We start from the raw sequence: 266 nt of genomic DNA on the forward strand, positions 1-266 counted from the left end.
GTTGGCTCTTCAGACAGCGATAATTACGACCGCACCATTACTTATCACCATAACCACTGGTATAACGTAAACTCGCGCTTGCCACTGTTTCGCTTTGGCAAAGGCCACATCTATAACAATTTTTATGATGGTGCTGTTGAAAGCGGGATAAACAGCAGAATGGGCGCAGTGATACGCATCGAGCACAACCACTTCGCCAGTATGAAAAACCCGGTTATGTCGATGTACAGCCAGGCGGCTGGCTTCTGGCAGTTGATAGACAATAT

The 266-nt window shown here is 47.0% G+C and carries 1 protein-coding gene; it reads left to right on the top strand.

The window, feature by feature from the left end; translation table 11 throughout:
- Positions 1 to 36: 36 nt before the first annotated feature.
- Positions 37 to 266 (top strand): pectate lyase family protein (locus R0J87_RS21165; protein ID WP_498888743.1); only part of this gene is annotated, 230 nt, incomplete at its 3' end.

The organism is Halomonas sp. SIMBA_159 (genome assembly GCF_046536035.1).
Classification (GTDB): domain Bacteria; phylum Pseudomonadota; class Gammaproteobacteria; order Pseudomonadales; family Halomonadaceae; genus Vreelandella; species Vreelandella venusta_A.